This window comes from Streptomyces lasalocidi (genome assembly GCF_005280215.1).
Taxonomy (GTDB): Bacteria; Actinomycetota; Actinomycetes; order Streptomycetales; family Streptomycetaceae; genus Streptomyces; species Streptomyces longwoodensis.
Genome location: NZ_SZNQ01000001.1, coordinates 4,307,321 through 4,325,864, shown reverse-complemented (window position 1 = coordinate 4,325,864; position 18,544 = coordinate 4,307,321). Strand labels below are relative to the sequence as shown.

The following is an 18,544-nucleotide window of genomic DNA, read 5'->3' as shown; positions in this document are numbered from 1 at the left end:
CTATCGCCCGTCGTGCTCCGTTGCCGAGCCGGGGTTCCGTGCGGCGCTCTCACCGGGTCCGCGCTCTTCGCCGGGTTCGGCGGGGCGGGTGTCTTCCGGCTGTTCCGGGGGCCTGGGGGATTCCGGGCCCTGGACGATGCGCACGGCATCGCTCAGTGCCCGCCGCTGTTCCTCGCTCATCATGCCGAAGAACGCGACGAGAGCGGCGGCGGGGTTGTCGCTCTGGGACCAGGCGTCGTTCATGAGGGCGGCCGCGTAGGCGGCGCGGGTGGAGACCGCCTCATATCGATAGGCCCGGCCTTCCGCCTCACGGCGGACCCAGCCCTTCTGATGGAGATTGTCCAAAACGGTCATCACGGTGGTGTACGCGATCGAGCGTTCCTGTTGGATGTCCTCCAGGACTTCTCGAACGGTCACCGGACGGTTCCACTTCCACACCCGCGTCATGACCGCGTCTTCGAGTTCTCCCAAGGGGCGAGGCACAACTCAGAACAATAGTGGTAGATCTCCCCCACGGCGTGCGGGACGGGCGCTTACCTCGCCGAACACAACAAAAAGGGCGTACGGCTCCCTCGGCCCATGCGGGGGCACGCGTGCGCGTGAGCGCGCGCGGGGAGACGTACGCCGGCGGGGCCGGAGCGGTCAGGCGTCGGCCGGGCCGGACACCTGACGGGTGCCCTCGGCCCGCGCGAGGGCGGCGTCGACGGCCGCGTCCTCCTTGGCCTTGTTGGCGCCCCCCTGGGTCTTCACGATCACCCTGATCACGCCGATGAAGAACACGGCCATGACGACCGGAGGCACGAGCGCGGAGACGTAGTCCATGCATCCAGGGTAGCCACGGAGGAAGCGGACATCCGGCCGGGGTGGCACCCCGGGCGCGGCCCCTGGTCGGGACAGGCGCGGTACGTTCGGCACGCGCGCGGGAGCGTCGACGGACGGAGGGGCCGGTCGGCGCGGCGACCGGCCCCTCCGGGGCGTCCGTGGGACGCGCGCGTGAGGCGCCCGGCGGTCAGCCGACCGCCAGGCGGTGGTCCGACTCGGCCGGGCGCTGTGCGGGCTCCGCGGGCGGCGCGGCGGGCTTGCGGCGCGGGAAGACCTCGCCCGGGGTGGGGACGGGCCGCCGGGCCGGCTGGGGCGCGCCGCGGCCGGGTCCGGGAGCGGCGGGCTGGTCCGCGGGCTTCTTCTCCTTGGTCCGTTCCGGCCGCGGCGCGCCGTCGCCCGCGCTCCCGGCCAGCCCGCCGGGAAGGGCCAGCAAGCGGGTCCGGGAGGCGGGGACGGTGACCATGGGGGCGGCGGGGGTGGCGGCCGGGGTGACGCTTCCGGTGGGGGCGGCCGGCGCCGGGACCGTGCGGCGCACCAGCCGGGCCCGGACGTCCTGCTCGGCGAGCACCTGGCAGCGCGCGAGCAGGGCGGCCCCGGCGGGGTTGCCGCGCAGCGCGCGCAGGGCGGCGAGGTCGTCGGCGACGGGGCGGTAGCCGGTGCCGAGGACCTCCTCCAGGAGCGTCAGGTAGCCCGCTGCGGTGCCGGGCAGGGCGGCGCGGTACCGGGCGAGGTCGGCCACGAGGAAGGCCCGCAGCCGGGCGCCCTCGCGGATCGCCTCATCGAGGGACTCGGCGAGGCGCAGACAGTCCTGGACGTCCTCGGCCGAGGCGGGTTCGGGCTGGAGGGCGAGGGCGAGGGCGCGGCGGAGCACACGCAGCTCCTCCACGCCGAACGCCATGCCGCCGCGGGATCCGTATGGCGTGGGCATGCGCCGACGGTACGCGCTAATCAGACAAATCAGACACGCCGCGCAGGGTGTCACGCCAGGACCACTCACCTGGACCCATGTCCGGCGCCGCCGGGAGGCGCCGGGACCGCGCCGGGCGCGCCCGTGCCTCCCGGCGTCCTCACATGCGCGCGACGTTGCGCTCGTACACCAGGCGCAGGCCGATCAGGGTCAGCCACGGCTCGTGCTCGTCGATCACCGAGGACTCGCCCAGCACCATCGGCGCCAGCCCGCCCGTGGCGATCACCGTCACGTCGTCCGGGTCGTCCGCGAGTTCGCGGACCATCCGGTTCACCACGCCGTCGACCTGGCCGGCGAAACCGAACACGATGCCCGACTGCATGGCCTCGACGGTATTCTTGCCGATGACGCTCCGCGGCCGCGCCACCTCGATCTTGCGCAGCTGCGCGCCCTTGACGCCCAGCGCCTCCACGGAGATCTCGATGCCGGGGGCGATGACGCCGCCGATGTACTCCCCGCGCGCGCTGACCGCGTCGAACGTCGTCGCGGTGCCGAAGTCCACGACGACGGCCGGTCCGCCGTACAGCTCGACGGCCGCCACCGCGTTGATGATGCGGTCGGCGCCGACCTCCTTGGGGTTGTCGGTCAGGATCGGCACCCCGGTCTTCACGCCGGGCTCCACGAGGACGGCGGGTACGTCGCCGTAGTAGCGCCGGGTCACCTCGCGCAGTTCGTGCAGCACGGACGGCACGGTCGCGCAGATGGCGATCCCGTCGATGCCGTCGCCCAGCTCGTCGCCGAGCAGCGGGTGCATCCCCATCAGGCCCTGGAGGAGCACCGCCAGCTCGTCGGCCGTGCGGCGGGCGTCCGTCGAGATCCGCCAGTGTTCGACGATGTCCTCGCCGTCGAACAGGCCGAGCACGGTGTGCGTGTTGCCCACGTCGATCGTCAGCAGCATGGCCGCTACCCGCTCCCTACTCCGCCGCTCGCAGGTCCAGGCCGATGTCGAGGATCGGCGAGGAGTGCGTGAGCGCCCCGACGGCCAGGAAGTCGACGCCGGTCTCGGCGTACGCGCGTGCGGTGTCCAGGGTGAGCCGTCCGGACGCCTCCAGCAGGGCGCGCGGCCCGACGATGCCGACGGCCTCCTCGCACTCGCCGGGGGTGAAGTTGTCCAGCAGGATCAGGTCGGCGCCCGCGTCCACGACCTCGCGCAGCTGGTGCAGGGTGTCGACCTCCACCTCGATGGGCACGTCCGGGAAGGCTTCCCGGACGGCCTTGAAGGCTTGGGCGACGCCGCCCGCGGCGACCACGTGGTTGTCCTTGACGAGGGCCGCGTCGGACAGCGACATGCGGTGGTTGACCCCGCCGCCGCAGCGCACCGCGAACTTCTCCAGCGCGCGCAGGCCGGGCGTGGTCTTGCGGGTGTCGCGCACGCGCGCCTTGGTGCCCTCCAGGACGTCGGCCCACGCGCGCGTGGCGGTGGCGATGCCCGACAGGCGGCACAGGATGTTGAGCGCGCTGCGCTCGGCGGTCAGCAGGTCACGCGTGCGCGTGGTGACCGACAGCAGCTTCTGCCCGGCGTGGACGCGGTCGCCGTCCTCGACGTGCCGCTCCACCTCGAACTCGTCCGTGCAGACGACGGACAGGACCGCCTCGGCGACCCGCAGGCCCGCCACGACGCCCGCCTCGCGCGCGACGAAGTCGGCGGTGGCCACGGCCTCCTCGGGGATGGTCGCGACGGTCGTCACGTCCACGCCGTGGTCGAGGTCCTCCTGGATGGCCACGTTGGCGATGTCCTCGACTTCGACGGGGTCGAGTCCGGCGTCGGCCAGCAGCTGTGCGAGGGCGGGGTCGAGGCCGCACTCCAGGTACGCCTCGTCCGCGTCGGCTCCTTCGGCGCCGCAGCCGCAGCCGTCGCCGCAGCCTCCGCTCGGGACGAGGGGAAGGTCGTTGCTCACTTCGGTCACTGCTCCTGGGGCTGCCGGGACGAGGGGACGGTCGGGGGGAAGTCTGCGGTGTCCGTGGTGCGTACGGCCAGCGTCCGGTCCGGATTCAGCCGTACGACGATGTGGCGGCGCCACCGGGTGTCGTCGCGCCCGGCGTGGTCCTCGCGCCAGTGGCAGCCGCGGGTCTCCTCGCGCAGCGCGGCGGCGGCGACCAGGACGCGGGCCACGCACAGGAGGTTGGTGGCCTCCCAGGTGTCGACGCCGGGCTCGGCGGTCTTGCCGTTCTCGTCGAGCGCGTCGCGCGCGTCGGCGTGCAGCCGCTGGAGCTGGTCGGCGGCCTGCTCCAGGGACCGTGCGGAGCGCAGCACGCCCGCGCCGTCGGCCATGATCCGCTGGATGGCGAACCGGGCCTCGGCGGCGAGGAGCGGGTGGGACGGCTTCTCGGGCTGCGGCACCGCCTGCGGCTCGCGCGCGGGCAGGCCGTCGGCGGCGCGACCGGCCGCGATGTCGGCCGCGATGCGCTCGGCGTAGACCAAGCCCTCCAGCAGGGAGTTGGAGGCGAGCCGGTTGGCGCCGTGCACGCCGGTGCAGGCGACCTCCCCGCACGCGTAGAGGCCCGGCACGGTCGTGCGGCCGTGGGAGTCGGTGCGCACGCCCCCGGAGGCGTAGTGGGCGGCCGGGGCGATCGGGATGGGCTCGTGGACCGGGTCGATGCCGTGGGCGCGGCAGGCGGCGAGGATCGTCGGGAAGCGGTGCTCCCACATCTCGGCGCCGAAGTGGCGGGCGTCGAGGAACATGTGCTCGGCGTCCTGCTCCTGCATCCGGCGCATGATGCCCTTGGCGACGATGTCGCGGGGGGCGAGCTCGGCCAGCTCGTGCTGCCCGACCATGAAGCGCACGCCGTCGGCGTCCACCAGGTGGGCGCCCTCGCCGCGCACCGCCTCGGAGACCAGCGGCTGCTGCCCCTCGGCGTCGGGGCCGAGGAACAGCACGGTCGGGTGGAACTGCACGAACTCCAGGTCGCTGACCTCCGCGCCCGCGCGCAGCGCCAGCGCCACGCCGTCGCCGGTCGACACCGACGGGTTGGTGGTCGCGGAGAACACCTGGCCCATGCCGCCGGTCGCGAGGACGACCGCGGGCGCGTGCACGGCGCCCACGCCGTCGTGCTGGCCCTCGCCCATGACGTGGAGGGTGACGCCTGCGGTGCGGCCGTCGGCGTCGGTGAGCAGGTCGAGGACGAGCGCGTTCTCGATCGCCCGTACGCCCCGCGCGCGGACCGCCTCGACGAGCGCGCGGGAGATCTCCGCGCCGGTCGCGTCACCGCCCGCGTGGGCGATGCGCCGGCGGTGGTGGCCGCCCTCGCGGGTCAGTTCCAGGCCGCCCTCGTCGGACTCGTCGAAGTGGGCGCCGGTCTCGATGAGGCGGCGCACGGCGTCGGGGCCCTCGGTGACGAGGAGGCGCACGGCGTTCTCGTCGCACAGGCCGGCGCCGGCGACCAGGGTGTCGTCCAGGTGCTGTTCGGGGGTGTCGCCCTCGCCGAGGGCCGCGGCGATGCCGCCCTGCGCCCAGCGAGTGGAGCCGTCGTCGAGGCGGGCCTTGGTGACGACGACGGTGTCCAGGCCGGCGGCCTCGCAGCGCAGGGCCGCGGTCAGGCCGGCGACGCCGGAGCCGACGACCACCACGTCCGCGGCGATGGACCACCCGGGCGCGGGCGCGTGCAGTCGTATGCCTGTGCTGGTCACGAGGCGGCTCCGAAGGTGAGGGGGAGGTTGTCGATCAGCCGGGTCGAGCCGACCCGGGCGGCGACGGCGAGGACGGCCTCGCCGGTGAAGTCGTCGTCGATGTCGGTGAAGTCGGCGGGGTCGACGAGGGCGAGGTAGTCCAGGACGAGCGGCGGCGTGAGCCGGGCGGCCTCGTCGAGGACGAGCCGGGCGGCGGCGCGCACGGCCGCGGCGGAACCGGGGACGGCCTTGACGACGGCGTGCGTGTCGGCGGCGGCGCGGGACTCGCCGATCGCGCTGAGCGCCTCGGCCCGCGCGCGGGTGGCGGGCACCTCACGCGCGCGTGCCCGCAGCGCCTCCTGCGCGGCGTGCCGGTCGCGGCCGGCGAACAGTGCCTGCGACAGGGCGAGCGCGGTGCGCCGCTCCTCCGGGGAGAGGTAGCGGTTGCGGCTGGACAGGGCGAGCCCGTCGTCCTCGCGCACGGTGGCGACGCCGACGATCTCGACGCCGAAGTTCAGGTCGCGCACCATGCGGCGGATCAGGGCGAGCTGCTGGGCGTCCTTCTGCCCGTACAGCGCGACGTCCGGGCGGGTCAGGTGCAGCAGCTTGGCGACGACGGTGAGCATGCCGTCGAAGTGGCCGGGCCGCGAGGCGCCCTCCAGGCGCTCCCCCATGGGCCCGGCGCTGACGCGCACCTGCGGTGCGCCGCCCGGGTAGACCTCGTCCACCGAGGGCGCGAAGACGACGTCGGCGCCCGCCTCCTCGGCGATCTTCAGGTCGGCGTCCAGGGTGCGCGGGTAGCGGTCGAGGTCCTCGCCCGCGCCGAACTGCAGCGGGTTGACGAACACGGTGACGACGACCTCGCCGTCCGGTCCGGCGATGCCGCGGGCGGCGCGCACGAGGGTGGCGTGGCCCTCGTGCAGGGCGCCCATCGTCATCACGACGGCCCGGCGTCCGTGCCGCACGCGCGCGTGCAGGTCGGCGGCGGTGCGCAGCAGGGTGGTGGTCATCCGGCGGCTCCTTCGGTGCCGTGGGTGCCGTGGCCGCCGTCGGCGAGGACCCCGAGGAGGTCCTCGGCGAGTTCCGGCTTGAGCAGGCCGTGGGCGAGGGCGCGGTCGGCGGTGGCGCGGGCCATCGCCAGGTAGCCGGCGACGGTCTGCGGGGCGTGCCGCCGCAGTTGGTCGACGTGCGCGGCGACGGTGCCGGCGTCCCCGCGCGCGACCGGGCCGGTGAGGGCGGCGTCGCCGGAGCGCAGGGCGTTGTCCAGGGCGGCGCCGAGCAGCGGGCCGAGCATCCGGTCGGGTGCCTCGACGCCGGCCGCGCGCAGCAGTTCCATGGACTGGGCGACCAGCGTCACCAGGTGGTTCGCGCCGAGGGCGAGGGCCGCGTGGTAGAGCGGCCGCATGTCCTCGGCGATCCACTCGGGCTCGCCGCCCATCTCGATGACCAGCGCCTCGGCGGCCAGCCGCAGCTCCTCGGGCGCGGTGACGCCGAAGGAGCACCCGGCGAGCCGCTGCACGTCCACGGGCGTGCCGGTGAACGTCATCGCCGGGTGCAGCGCCAGCGGCAGCGCGCCCGCGCGCAGGGCGGGGTCGAGCACCTTCGCGCCGTAGCGCCCGGAGCTGTGGACGATGAGCTGCCCCGGCCGTACGGCGCCGGTCCGGGCGAGGCCCTCGACCAGGTCCGGCAGGGCGTCGTCCGGGACGGTGAGCAGCACCAGGTCGGCGCGCTGCAGGACCTCGGCGGGTGTCACGAGCGGCACGTCGGGCAGCAGCAGGGCGGCGCGTCGGCGGGAGGCGTCGGAAACCCCCGAGGCGGCCACCGGGCGGTGCCCGGCGAGCTGGAGGGACGCGGCGAGCGCGGGACCCACCCGGCCGGCGCCGACGACGCCGACGGTGAGCCGCGCGGGACGGTCCCGGGGATCTGGCTGCTGGCTTGTACTCACGCGACGGAGGCCTTCCCGTTCCAGTCCGCTCGGGGTACCGGACGATTTCTCGTCATGTTAACGCGATCTGTCCCGGCGGCGTCCGTTCGTCCACAGGCTGTGGGTAACCCCACGCCGTCCCGGTGTGGGCGCGCGGGCCGAAATGCGGTGCCGCGGTCGCCCCGCGCGCGACATGATCCCCGACATGAGCGATACGACGGAGCGGACCACGCGCGTGCCCGACGAGGGGCCCGACGAGCAGCTGTCGGAGGAGGAGCGGCGCACCCGGCGGTGGGAGCGGCGCAGGGGCGTGGCCCGCAGCGCGCGCCGGGTCCTCGCGCGCTCCGGGCTGCAGAGCACGATCCGCGGACGGCTGGCCCTGCTGGACGCCGCCGGCGAGGTGTACGACCTGGACGAGTCCGTCGACGTCTACGGCAACGGCGTCGTCGAGGCCCTGGAGCAGAAGGTCGCCGGGCTGCTCGGCATGGAGGCCGCGGCGTTCTTCCCGACCGGCACCATGGCCCAGCAGGTGGCCCTGCGCTGCTGGGCCGGACGCACCGGCGACCCGGCGGTGGCGCTGCACGCGCTGGCCCACCCGGAGGTGCACGAGCGCGACGCGTTCAGCCAGGTCAGCGGTCTGCGCCCGGTCCTGCTGACCGGGGAACCCCGCCAGCCCACGGCCCAGGAGGTGCGGGGCTGTGCCGAGCGCTTCGGGGCGCTGATGCTCGAACTCCCCCTGCGGGACGCCGGGTACCTGCTGCCGACCTGGGACGAGCTGAACGAACTGGTCGAGGCGGCGCGCGAGCGCGACGCGGTGGTGCACTTCGACGGGGCGCGCCTGTGGGAGTCCACCGTCCACTTCGGCCGCCCGCTCGACGAGATCGCGGGGCTCGCGGACAGCGTCTACGTGTCGTTCTACAAGTCCCTGGACGGCTTCGGCGGCGCCGCGCTCGCCGGGCCGGTCGCGCTGGTCGAGGAGGCGAAGACCTGGCGCCACCGCTACGGCGGCCAGGTCTTCCAGCAGTTCCCCACCGCCCTGTCGGCGCTCCTCGGGCTGGAGCGGGAACTGCCGCGCCTGCCCGAGTACGTGCGCCACGCGCGCGTGGTGGCCGCCGCGCTGCACGAGGCCCTGGCGGAGGCCGGCCTGCCGTGGTCGCGGGTGCACCCGGAGGTGCCGCACACGAACGAGTTCCAGGTGTGGCTGCCGTACGACGCCGACGTGGTCGCCGAGGCCGCGATCCGCACGGCGGAGGGGACCGGGACCTTGCTGTTCGGCCGCGCCTGGAACGGGCCGGTGCCGGGACTGGCCCAGACGGAGGTCGACGTCCGCGCCCCCGGCATGGAGTGGAGCGCCGAGGACGTACGGACGGCGGTCGCCGACTTCGTGGTCCGGCTGCGCGAGGAGGCCGGCCGGGCGCACGGGTAGGCCGGGCGACGGTGTTGTCAGTGGTGGGGTGCACCATGGGCCCATGAGCGTGAGCATCGACGTCGCGGGGCTGCGGCCGGAGAGGGTGGCCGTGGTGCCCTCTCCCCTGGCCGAGCTCGGCATGGCGCTGCACGCGCTGTCCGAGCCGGGGCACCACCCCGCGCTGCGCGGCTGGGTCACCGGGGTGAGCGCGGGGCTCGACCCGCACCTGGCCGACCGCATGTGCGAGGCGGACTTCCTGTGGCGGACGACGTTCTCGGACCTGTTCATGCCGTTCGCCGGGCTGCCCGGCCGCAGCACGCTCCCCGGTGCCACGCTCGCCGAGGACCTGGACCTGCTGGACAAGCTGACGGACGAGCAGTTCGTGGACGCCGCCCTGGAGTTCACCTGCGCCCTGCCGTACTGCTCGCACGGGCCCGATGTGCTGACCGACGCGAGCCTGCGGCGGCGGGCGCTGGAGCTGGCCGCGGCGCGCGGACCCCGGCAGCTGCGGTTCAGCGAGCGGCTGCTGGACGACCCGCCGCGGACCCGGGCCTGGCTGCGGCAGTTCCTCCAGGACTGCGACGAGGCGTTCTTCGGCGAGGTGTGGTCCCGGCTGCGCCACCCGCTCGCGGCGGACGCCCGGCACAAGACCGAGCTGCTGCGCCGCAGGGGCCTGGGCGAGGCGCTCACCGCGACGTCGCCCGCGCTCTCGCTCGACGAGGCGACCGCGCGGATCACCGTCGACAAGCTGGGCACCGGCCACTCGGCCACTGGGGACGGCGGCCTGCTGCTCGTCCCGACCAGCCTCGGCTGGCCGCACCTGAGCGTCCTGCACCGGCACGCCTGGCAGCCGGTGCTGCACTACCCGGTCGGCTCCCCCGAACCGGCCGCGCCGACCCCGGTGGAGCAGTTGGCCCTGCGGATGACCGCCCTGGCCCACCCGGTCCGCATGCGCCTGTGCCGCCACCTGGCCCGCAGCGCCTACACCACGAGCGAGCTGGCGCAGGCGCACGGCATGACCGCGCCTGAGATATCCCGGCACCTCGGCGTCCTGAAGAAGGCGGGCCTGCTCACCACGCGCCGCCGCGGCCGGTACGTCCTGCACCAGCTGGACGTGACGGTGGTGTCCCGACTCGGCACGGACTTCCTGGAGGGCATCCTGCGCTGAGCGGCCACCGGGCACGCACTTCCGGTCAGTCGAGCCGGATGTGCCGCAGGCCCACCCCGGCCTGGCGCAGGCGCGTGCGCAGTGCTCCCTCGGTGTTCGGCGCGAGGGTCAGTCCGGCGAGCACGGCGATCCGGTCCGCGGTCCTGGGCACGGTCGAGCGGTCCGTCCACAAGTGCTCGGCGAACTCGGGCTCGCGCAGCCGCTCCAAGCAGTGGTCCAGCTGTGCGACCGCCCAGCTCTCCCGGCGTGGTCCCGCACCCTTGCCCGTGGCGACCCGGAGCAGGTGCCCGAGGTCGCGCTCGCGCAGCCGCCGCAGCACCGTCTCCCGCTCGGCGAGCAGGGTGAAGTGCCGCACGTCGTGGCCGAGCTCGCGGAGCCTGCCGACGGTCTCGTCGAAGCAGCGGGGATCGGTGACCGTCATGGGTGCGATCACCACACCGTCGTGCCGGCGCAGCGTCAGGTCGAGGACCTCGACGACGCCCTGCCGCCAGGCCACCAGGTCCCGGAAGTCTCCGCGCAACTCGGGCGGGAGCATCCGGCGCAGCCCGAACCCGGGGTGCTCCGGGTCGCAGATCACGCTGCCGGGCAGCCGGCGCCGTATCTCGTGGGCGGTCTGTGTCTTGCCGCCCCCGAAGGGACCGTTGATCCACAGAAGCATGCGCCGACCCTAGGGGACACCGGTCACGCCCGGTCGGCGTCCACCTGCATTCGACACGCCGCGCCCACGGCCCGGCCGCCCCGCTCAGCCGTGGCCGCCGCCGCCCGCGCGGACCAGGCCCGTCTCGTAGGCCAGGACCACCACCTGGACGCGGTCGCGCAGGCCCAGCTTGGTCAGGATGCGGCCGACGTGGGTCTTCACGGTCGCCTCGGAGAGGACCAGCCGGGCCGCGATCTCGCCGTTGGACAGGCCCTGGGCGACCAGGATCATGACCTCGCGTTCGCGCTCGGTGAGGCGTTCCAGCTCCTTGTGCCGGGGTTCCCTGCCGGTGCTCGGCAGCATCGGCGCGAACCGGTCGAGCAGCCTGCGGGTGGTCGAGGGCGCGACCACCGCGTCCCCGCTGTGCACCGAGCGGATGGCGGCCAGCAGCTCGCCGGGCGGCACGTCCTTGAGCATGAACCCGGAGGCTCCGGCCTTCAGCGCGGAGAAGGCGTACTCGTCGAGGTCGAACGTGGTCAGGATCAAAACCTTCGGCGGCTCGGCCTCCGCGCAGATGCGCCGGGTGGTCTCCACGCCGTCCAGCTTCGGCATGCGCACGTCCATCAGCACGACGTCCACCGCGCTGGCGCGCAGCACCTGGAGGGCCTCCACGCCGTCGCCCGCCTCCGCGACGACCTCCATGTCCGGCTGGGCGGCGAGCACCATCCGGAACCCGGTGCGCAGCAGCACCTGGTCGTCGACGAGCATCACGCGGATCGTCATCGGTCCTCTTCCGTCCAAAGGGGGTGAGCGAGTGGGTCGTGCGGGGCGTGACAGGTGTCACCAGGGGGCGTGCGTCGGTGTCAATGCGCCGGTTTGAGCGGCAGCAGGGCGCTGATGCGGAAGCCTCCACCGGGGCGGGGCCCCGCGTCCAGGGTGCCGCCGACCATGCCCACCCGCTCCCGCATGCCGATCAGCCCGTGGCCCTGGCCGTCCGCGCCGCCCTCCTCGTACATCTCGTGCGGAGCGCCCTTGCCGTCGTCCTCGACGAGCAGGCCGAGCCCGTCGTCGAAGTAGACCAGCCGCACGCTCGCGCCCGCGTTGGGCCCGCCGTGCTTGCGGGTATTGGTGAGCGCCTCCTGCACGATGCGGTACGCGGTCAGCTCGACACCGCTGGGCAGCGGGCGCGGGGTGCCCTCGACCTTGAAGTCGACGGGCAGGCCGGAGCCGCGGCACTGCTCGACCAGGTCCTCTATCTGCTCCACGTCGGGCTGCGGGACGTACTCGCCGCCCTCCTGGTGCTCGCCGGTGCGCAGCACGCCCAGCAGGCGGCGCATCTCGGCGAGGGCCTGGCGGCCGGTGGACGAGATCGTCTCCAGGGCCTTCTTGGCCTGGTCGGGCGCCGCATCCAGGACGTAGGCGGCGCCGTCGGCCTGGACCACCATCACCGACACGTTGTGCGCGACCACGTCGTGCAGCTCACGCGCGATCCGCGCGCGTTCCGCGGCGACCGCGACCTTCGCCTGCGCCTCGCGCTCCTTCTCCAGGCGCGCCGCGCGCTCCTCGAGCTGGGCGAAGTACGCGCGCCGGGTGCGCACCGAGTCGCCGAGCACCCAGGCGAGCGCGAACGGCACCGTCTGGAAGACCACGATCGCGATGTTGCCCGGGACGCCGGTCTGGTCGCTCGGCCAGCGCAGCTGCGCCAGGGCCGCCGCCGACAGGCCCATGCCGAGCGCGAGCCGGGACGCCCAGCGGGCGCCCGTGGCGGCCACCGTGTAGACGATCACCAGCAGCGCGAAGTCGGCGACCGTGGTCCCCACGTCCAGCACCAGCTGCGCCAGGCCCAGCGCGCCGGCCAGCACCAGCATCTTCTCCGGCATCCGCCGGCGCAGCGCCACGACCAGGCTGAGCAGCAGCACGACCGGGACGATCAGCGCCAGGTTGTCGGTGCCCCGGACCTCCTGGCCGGCTCCCGCGGTCACCACGGAGAGCCCGAACAGGACGAGGGCCCAGAAGCCGTCGACCCCGGTCGGGTGTCTGCGGAGGAAGTCATAGAGGCGCTGCACGTAACCCAGCGTAGGGAAGTGAGATGCGTGCAGGGGTCAACCGGAGGACCGATCCGCACCCGACGCGCGTACTCCCCAAGGTGGAGGCGGTGATCACCGGTACCCCTAGGCTGGCCGTGCGGGCCCGCAGACGCCGGGCGGGAGCGGCGGCCGGGCGGACGGCACGGGACGGGAGGGCACGCGCGTGAGGAGCCACGGCGGGGACGACGACGATCACGGCGCGGACGGCCACAGCGCGGTGCACGACGGCCACGACCCGAGCGGCGGCCGGAACCGGAGCGGCGGCGGCACCTGGCGCGGCTGGCGCGTGGCCGCACAGGGCGCCCTGTACGGCCCCCAGGGCTTCTACCGGCGGCCCGAGGGTCCCGCGGGCCACTTCCGTACGTCGGTGCACGCCTCGCCCCTGTTCGCGGGCGCCGTGGCCCGGCTGCTGTGCCGGGTCGACGAGGCGCTGGGCCGGCCCGACACGCTGGACTTCGTCGACGTGGGCGCGGGCCGGGGCGAGCTGGTCACCGGCGTGCTCGCCGCGCTGCCCGCCGAGGTGGCCGCCCGCACGCGCGCGTACGCCGTCGAGCTGGCCGACCGCCCGGCCGGACTGGATCCCCGGGTGGAGTGGCGCGCGGACCTGCCGGAGGACGTCACCGGGCTGCTGTTCGCCAACGAATGGCTGGACAACGTGCCCGTCGACGTCGCCGAGGTGGACGCCACCGGCGTGCCCCGGCTGGTCGTGGTCCGTGACGACGGCACCGAACGGCTCGGGGAGCCCGTGGCCGGGGCGCAGGCGCGGTGGCTCGACCGCTGGTGGCCGCTGCCCGCCGAGGAAGGCACGCGCGCGGAGATCGGCCTGCCCCGGGACGCCGCGTGGGCCTCGGCCGTGGCCGCCGTGCGGCGGGGGCTCGCGGTGGCCGTGGACTACGCCCACACGCGCGCCGCGCGCCCCCCGTTCGGGACCCTCACCGGCTTCCGCGCGGGCCGCGAGACGCCCCCGGTACCCGACGGCTCCTGCGACATCACGGCCCACGTGGCCCTGGACGCGTGCGCGGAGGCGGCCCGGGGGGCGACGTCACCCTCGGCCGCTGCGGCAGCGGACGCTCGTGCGTCCGCCCCGCTGCTCCTCACCCAGCGCGCCGCCCTGCGCGCCCTCGGCGTCACCGGCACGCGCCCTCCGCTCGCGCTCGCCTCCACGGACCCCGCGGGCTACGTCCGCGCCCTCGCGGGCGCCGGCGAGGCCGCCGAGCTCACGGCCCCCGGCGGACTGGGCGACTTCGGCTGGCTGCTGCACCCGGTGGGCATCCCGGACCCACTCGGTGAGTGACCGCCCGTCGCCGCAAGGGCAGCTCTGCCCTACTTGTCGATGTCCCCCACCACGAAGAACATCGACCCCAGGATCGCCACCATGTCGGCCACCAGCGTCCCCGGCAGCAGCTCGGTGAGCACCTGGATGTTGTTGTACGACGCCGAGCGCAGCTTGAGCCGGTACGGCGTCTTGTCGCCCTTGCTGACCAGGTAGTAGCCGTTGATTCCGAGGGGGTTCTCGGTCCACGCGTACGTGTGCCCCTCGGGCGCCTTCAGGACCTTCGGGAGCCGCTGGTTGATCGGCCCCGGCGGCAGCTGCGCGAGCCGGTCCAGACAGGCGTCCGCGAGGTCGAGGGCGTTGTGCGTCTGCGCCAGCAGCACCTCGAACCGGGCCAGGCAGTCGCCCTCGCTCCGGGTGACCACCCGCAGGGTGTCCTGGAGCTCCCCGTAGGCGAGGTACGGCTCGTCGCGGCGCAGGTCGAAGTCGACGCCCGAGGCACGCGCGAGGGGCCCGCTCACGCCGTACGCGTGGACGGCCTCCGGCGCGAGCGCGCCCACGCCCCGGGTGCGCCCGCGGAAGATCTCGTTGCCGAGCACCAGGTCGTCGTAGACGTCCATGCGGGAGCGGACCTCGGCGACGGCGGCCCGTGCGCGCGTCGTCCAGCCGGCGGGCAGGTCCTCCTTGAGGCCGCCGACGCGGTTGAACATGTAGTGGATGCGGCCGCCGGAGACCTCCTCCATGACGTTCTGCAGCACTTCGCGCTCGCGGAACGCGTGGAACATCGGCGTGATGCCGCCGAGTTCCAGCGGGTACGACCCGAGGAACATCAGGTGGTTGAGCACCCGGTTCAGCTCGGCGAGCAGCGTGCGCGTCCACACCGCCCGCTCGGGCACCTCCATGCCGAGCATGCGCTCCACGGCGAGGACCACGCCCAGCTCGTTGGAGAACGCCGACAGCCAGTCGTGGCGGTTGGCCAGCATGATGATCTGACGGTAGTCGCGCGCCTCGAACAGCTTCTCCGCGCCGCGGTGCATGTAGCCGATCACCGGTTCCGCGCGCGTGATGCGCTCGCCGTCCAGCAGCAGCCGCAGCCGCAGCACCCCGTGCGTGGACGGGTGCTGGGGTCCGATGTTGAGCACCATGTCGGTGCTCTCCGCGGCACCGCCGATCCCGACCGTGGTCTCCGTCGTAGGAGTCATGGACCCAGTCTCCCCTACGTACGCTGGCCGCATGGAGACGGGGAGCCCACGGGGCGCGGACACCGAGGACGGAGCGGGGGACGGGCCGGCGTGGACCGGTCTGCCGCCGGGACTGCTGCGGATGCGCCGACTGCTGCTGGCGGTGTGGCTGGTGCCGGCCGCCCTCACCGCGGGGCTGGCACCGGGCCTGCTCGTCGGCCCCGCGTGGGCGGCGTTCGCGCTGCTGCCGCTGGCCGCGCTGGCCTGGGGCTGGGTGCTGCTCGGGCGCAACTGGCGCTCCTGGCGGTACGCCGAGCGCGCGGACGACCTGCTGATCAGCCGTGGCGTGCTCTGGCGCGAGGAGACCGTGGTGCCGTACGGGCGCATGCAGTTGGTGGAGGTCACCTCCGGGCCGGTCGAACGGCACTTCGGGCTGGCCAGCGTGCAGCTGCACACGGCGGCCGCGGCGACCGACGCGGCCATCCCGGGCCTGCACCCGGCCGAGGCGGAGCGGCTGCGCGACCGGCTGACCGAACTGGGCGAGGCCCGATCGGCGGGCCTGTGACCGCGCAGGGCGTCGACGACGCCGTACGCGCGCGGGAACCGGTGGGCGAGCGGCGGCTGCACCCGGTGACGCCGTTCCGGCGGGCGTGGGCGCCGGTGACGCTGCTCGTCGGCTGGGCGGCTCACGACCCGAACCAGGCGCAGCAGCAGCTGACCCGCCTGACCACGACGACGCTGCTGCTCGCGCTCGCGGTCATCGTCCTGGCAGCCTCCCTGTACGGCTTCCTCAGCTGGTGGTTCACGTACTTCTCGGTGACGGACAGCGAACTGCGCATCCGCACCGGCCTGGTGTTCCGGCGCACCGCGCACATCCGGCTGGAGCGCATCCAGGCGGTCGACGTCACCCAGCCGCTCCTCGCGCGCGTGGCGGGCGTCGCCAAGCTGCGGCTGGATGTCGTGGGCGCCGACAGGAAGGACGAACTGGCGTTCCTCGGCCAGGACGAGGCGCGCGTCCTGCGCGCCGAACTCCTCGCGCGGGCGGCCGGGTTCGCGCCCGGCACGGCGCGGGAGGTCGGGGAGGCACCGGCGCACGAGCTGCTGCGCGTGCCGCCGCGCGCGCTCGCGGTGTCGCTGGCGCTCAGGGGCGCCACCTGGGGCGCGCTCGCCGCCGCGCTGGTCGTCCCGCCGGTGCTGTGGCTGGTCACCCACAGCGTGTGGACGGTGCTCGCCACGGGCCTGCCGCTGCTGGGCGCGGCCGGTGCGCGCAGCGCGGGCCGGTTCGTCGCCGAGTACGACTGGACGGTCGGCGACTCGCCGGACGGGCTGCGCCTGGACCACGGGCTGCTGGACCGGAGCCACGAGACGGTGCCCCCGGGCCGGGTGCAGACGGTGCGGATCGTGCAGCCGGTGCTGTGGCGGCGGCGCGACTGGGTGCGCGTCGAGCTGGACGTGGCCGGCTCCGACAACTCCGTGCTGGTGCCCGTCGCCCCGCGCGCGGCGGCCGAGGCCGTCGTCGCGCGCGTGCTGCCCGGGGTGGCCGTGCCGGCGGACGCCGCGCTGTCCCGCCCGCCGCGGCGGGCCGGGCGGTGCCTGCCGCTGTGGTGGCGCGGGTACGGGATCGCGGTCACGGACGCGGTGTTCGCGGCCCGGCACGGGCTGCTGCGGCGGGACCTGGCCCTCGTGCCGCACGCGAAGGTCCAGAGCGTACGGCTCACCCAAGGGCCCTGGCAGCGGCTGTGGCGGCTCGCGGCGGTGCACGTGGACACCGGGGCCGGCAAGACCGTCACGGCCCGGCTGCGGGACGCGCAGGAGGCCGCGGACCTGCTGCGCGGTCAGGCGGAACGGTCCCGGACCGGGCGCAGGGACGCCCGGCCCGACCGCTGGATGGCCTCCTGAGGCCCCCTCGGGGGCCCGGCGCTCAGGACGCGGCGCTGCGCAGTCCCTGCAGGTCGATCTGCTCGGTCTCGTCGTGGGCCGTCAGGTCGATCACCTGACCGACCCCGCGTGTGTCCTCGTCGGCCGGCTTGAACTCGGCCTCGGCCTCCGCCTTGTGCAGCGCGAGCGCCTCCTGTCCGACGACGTCGGCGAGGTCCTCGTTCTGCACGGCCTCCATCGCGGCGGACGCCGACGACTTGTGCGTGCCGAAGAAGTCGAACCCGCCCTCGGACCCGGGACGCCGCACCGGCTGCGACGCCGGTACGACGGCCACGGCGGTCGGCACGGTGAAGTGACCGGCGGGCCGCTGCGCGGGGGCCGCGGGACGGGGCACGACCGCGGCGGAGGGCGCCGGGGTCCCCGCGGGGCGCGCGGCCGCGGGCTCGTCGTCGGTCTCGCGGGCGACCGGCTGGGCGGAGGGGTCGTCGTCCCCGCCGTCCTCGCCGTTCCCGCCGTCCGCGACGGCCCCGCCCGGCGCGTCCACGTCCACGTCCGCGGTCGCGTCGTCGGTGTCCGTGACGTCGGGGGCGTCGGGGGTGTCCGTGGCGGCCGCGCGCGCGTGCTCGTCGGCCGCCTCGGGCTTCCCCTGCGGGTCGTCCTCCTGGACGGGCGCGGACGCCGAGTCGCCGCCGTTGCCGACCTCGCCGGCCTTGTCGGCGGGCTCCCCGCTCGTGCCGTTGTCTGCGTTCTCTGCGTTCTCTGCGTTCTCGTCGCTGTCGTCGCTCTCGGCGTCCAGGCGGCTCAGCGCCGCGCCGGCCCGCAGGAACAGCTGGGAACCCGCCGGGGAGAACGCCCCCGGCGCCTCGGGAGTCTCGGGTGTCTCAGGGGCCTCCGCGGTGCCGTCGACGTCGTCCGCCGCCTCGGCCGCCGTGGTGTCCGCCTCGACCGGCTCGTCCTGCGCGGCGTCGGTGGAGTCCGCCCGCTCGCTCTCGCTCTGCGCCGCCGCGGACTTGCCCGGCCCGGCGGTGAGTTCGCGCGCCGCGGGGACGGTGGTCTCGATCTCCAGCAGGCGGCGGCCCTCCAGGGCGCTCGCCCGCTCGGTCTCCGCCGTGGCGTACCGCCGCAGCAGGGCCGCGTGTTCGTTGCGCAGCCCCGCCAGTTCGGAGCGCTTGGCCCGCAGCCGCTGCTCCAGCTTCTTGCGCAGCTCGCGCGACTCCTCGAGGTCGGACTCCAGTTCCGCGACCCGTTCCTCGAACCGCCACTCGTCGCTCACCCGCGCGCGCGTGAGGTCGGCGACCTGCTTGCCCGCCTGGATGTCCCAGCGGCGCATGACGAACGCGCCGATGATCGCCGTGGCGGCGGCAGCGGCGGCCAGCCCGCGCAGCACCACGGCCTCGGTGAACACCCAGGGGCCCAGCGCGCAGACGAGGGAGACGCCGGCGATCGCCGAGGGGGGCAACAGCCTGTGCAGAGGTGGGGAATGGCGGTGACGTCCACGTGGCATGGCCAGAAACTTACCGCGCGTAGGCGAATGTTGGCGCCCCGCCCCGTAAAAACACTGCCGTTCCGTGGCCTTCACGAGGCATCAGAAA

The 18,544-nt window shown here is 74.8% G+C and carries 18 protein-coding genes; 5 read left to right on the top strand and 13 right to left on the bottom strand.

The features are described from left to right. From E4U91_RS19480 to E4U91_RS19445, 8 genes are all read right to left on the bottom strand, one after another. On the bottom strand, positions 1–447 hold the full coding sequence (locus E4U91_RS19480; protein ID WP_137310904.1) for a BlaI/MecI/CopY family transcriptional regulator: 447 nt from the start codon (positions 445–447) through the stop codon (positions 1–3). A gap of 195 nt (positions 448–642) precedes the next feature. After that, a complete protein-coding gene (locus E4U91_RS19475; protein WP_137308049.1) occupies positions 643–822 on the bottom strand; it encodes a hypothetical protein in 180 nt (59 codons plus the stop codon). 187 nt (positions 823–1,009) lie between these two features. After that, entirely contained in the window at positions 1,010–1,720 is a 711-nt protein-coding gene (locus tag E4U91_RS19470; protein ID WP_137310903.1) for a serine/threonine-protein kinase, read from the bottom strand. 169 nt (positions 1,721–1,889) lie between these two features. Further along, on the bottom strand, positions 1,890–2,687 hold the full coding sequence (locus tag E4U91_RS19465; protein WP_137308048.1) for a type III pantothenate kinase: 798 nt from the start codon (positions 2,685–2,687) through the stop codon (positions 1,890–1,892). 16 nt (positions 2,688–2,703) lie between these two features. Further along, positions 2,704–3,696, bottom strand: a complete 993-nt coding sequence (nadC, locus tag E4U91_RS19460; protein ID WP_137308047.1) for a carboxylating nicotinate-nucleotide diphosphorylase — start codon at positions 3,694–3,696, stop codon at positions 2,704–2,706. Further along, positions 3,693–5,417 carry an L-aspartate oxidase gene (locus tag E4U91_RS19455; protein WP_137308046.1) on the bottom strand — a complete coding sequence of 575 codons (1,725 nt, stop codon included), beginning with the start codon at positions 5,415–5,417 and terminating at the stop codon, positions 3,693–3,695. Before E4U91_RS19455 ends, nadC begins: the two co-directional genes overlap by 4 nt. Then, entirely contained in the window at positions 5,414–6,406 is a 993-nt protein-coding gene (panC, locus tag E4U91_RS19450) for a pantoate--beta-alanine ligase (protein ID WP_137308045.1), read from the bottom strand. Before panC ends, E4U91_RS19455 begins: the two co-directional genes overlap by 4 nt. After that, positions 6,403–7,341, bottom strand: a complete 939-nt coding sequence (locus E4U91_RS19445) for a Rossmann-like and DUF2520 domain-containing protein (protein ID WP_137308044.1) — start codon at positions 7,339–7,341, stop codon at positions 6,403–6,405. Before E4U91_RS19445 ends, panC begins: the two co-directional genes overlap by 4 nt. Before the next feature lie 184 nt (positions 7,342–7,525). On the opposite strand from E4U91_RS19445, the gene E4U91_RS19440 reads away from it, so the two are divergent. Next, a complete protein-coding gene (locus tag E4U91_RS19440; RefSeq protein WP_241678631.1) occupies positions 7,526–8,746 on the top strand; it encodes a threonine aldolase family protein in 1,221 nt (406 codons plus the stop codon). A 43-nt stretch (positions 8,747–8,789) separates the two neighbouring features. Continuing rightward, the gene (locus tag E4U91_RS19435) at positions 8,790–9,896 is read left to right on the top strand and encodes a DUF5937 family protein (RefSeq protein ID WP_137308042.1); all 1,107 of its coding nucleotides are present in this window, start codon (positions 8,790–8,792) and stop codon (positions 9,894–9,896) included. 25 nt (positions 9,897–9,921) lie between these two features. Here the strand turns inward: E4U91_RS19435 and E4U91_RS19430 are convergent, their stop codons facing one another. The 3 genes from E4U91_RS19430 to E4U91_RS19420 all read right to left on the bottom strand — a co-directional run bounded on the left by E4U91_RS19430 (position 9,922) and on the right by E4U91_RS19420 (position 12,599). Further along, a complete protein-coding gene (locus E4U91_RS19430; RefSeq protein ID WP_137308041.1) occupies positions 9,922–10,554 on the bottom strand; it encodes an AAA family ATPase in 633 nt (210 codons plus the stop codon). 84 nt (positions 10,555–10,638) lie between these two features. Next, positions 10,639–11,316 (bottom strand): response regulator, encoded by a 678-nt coding sequence (locus tag E4U91_RS19425; protein WP_137308040.1) that lies wholly within the window; start codon positions 11,314–11,316, stop codon positions 10,639–10,641. An 80-nt stretch (positions 11,317–11,396) separates the two neighbouring features. Next, positions 11,397–12,599, bottom strand: a complete 1,203-nt coding sequence (locus E4U91_RS19420) for a sensor histidine kinase (protein ID WP_137308039.1) — start codon at positions 12,597–12,599, stop codon at positions 11,397–11,399. A 238-nt stretch (positions 12,600–12,837) separates the two neighbouring features. Here E4U91_RS19420 and E4U91_RS19415 point away from each other — a divergent pair, with 238 nt between their 5' ends. Next, the gene (locus E4U91_RS19415) at positions 12,838–13,914 is read left to right on the top strand and encodes an SAM-dependent methyltransferase (protein WP_174867938.1); all 1,077 of its coding nucleotides are present in this window, start codon (positions 12,838–12,840) and stop codon (positions 13,912–13,914) included. 29 nt (positions 13,915–13,943) lie between these two features. Here E4U91_RS19415 and E4U91_RS19410 read toward each other — a convergent pair whose 3' ends face one another. Beyond that, on the bottom strand, positions 13,944–15,095 hold the full coding sequence (locus E4U91_RS19410) for an NADH-quinone oxidoreductase subunit D (RefSeq protein ID WP_137308037.1): 1,152 nt from the start codon (positions 15,093–15,095) through the stop codon (positions 13,944–13,946). A gap of 31 nt (positions 15,096–15,126) precedes the next feature. On the opposite strand from E4U91_RS19410, the gene E4U91_RS19405 reads away from it, so the two are divergent. Both E4U91_RS19405 and E4U91_RS19400 read left to right on the top strand, forming a co-directional pair. Continuing rightward, the gene (locus E4U91_RS19405) at positions 15,127–15,639 is read left to right on the top strand and encodes a PH domain-containing protein (RefSeq protein WP_137308036.1); all 513 of its coding nucleotides are present in this window, start codon (positions 15,127–15,129) and stop codon (positions 15,637–15,639) included. Next, positions 15,636–16,973, top strand: a complete 1,338-nt coding sequence (locus E4U91_RS19400) for a PH domain-containing protein (RefSeq protein ID WP_137308035.1) — start codon at positions 15,636–15,638, stop codon at positions 16,971–16,973. The genes E4U91_RS19405 and E4U91_RS19400 overlap by 4 nt, the downstream gene beginning before the upstream one ends. 22 nt (positions 16,974–16,995) lie before the next feature. Here the strand turns inward: E4U91_RS19400 and E4U91_RS19395 are convergent, their stop codons facing one another. Beyond that, on the bottom strand, positions 16,996–18,456 hold the full coding sequence (locus tag E4U91_RS19395) for a hypothetical protein (protein ID WP_137308034.1): 1,461 nt from the start codon (positions 18,454–18,456) through the stop codon (positions 16,996–16,998). Positions 18,457–18,544: the final 88 nt, after the last annotated feature.